Annotated in this window: 1 protein-coding gene; it reads left to right on the top strand. The window is 70.1% G+C overall.

The window, feature by feature from the left end; all coding sequences use genetic code 11:
- Positions 1-261 (top strand): mannitol dehydrogenase family protein (locus SB773_RS32700; protein ID WP_486304323.1); only part of this gene is annotated, 261 nt, incomplete at both ends.

The following is a 261-nucleotide window of genomic DNA, read 5'->3' as shown; positions in this document are numbered from 1 at the left end:
ACCTGGGCACGCTGCTCGGGCTGGAAACCGTGGCCGAGGCGATGGCGCACCCGGCACTGGGCCGGTTCACCAGCTGGCTGATGCGCGGGCACATCGTGCCCAACGTGCAGCTGCCGGCGGGTTTCGATGCACCGGCCTACGTCGCCGCGATCCTGGCCCGCTTCGCCAATCCCGCGGTGCGCCACCGGCTGATCCAGATTGCCCAGGACGGCTCGCAGAAGATCCCGGTGCGCTTCCTCGGCACGATCTCCGAGGCACTGG

Origin of the sequence: Bacillus sp. SIMBA_074 (assembly GCF_046534555.1) — a bacterium.
GTDB classification, from domain to species: Bacteria; Bacillota; Bacilli; order Bacillales; family Bacillaceae_G; genus Bacillus_A; species Bacillus_A mycoides.
The sequence above is the reverse complement of the archived record's forward strand: the minus strand, read 5'-3'. Positions and strand labels throughout refer to the sequence as shown.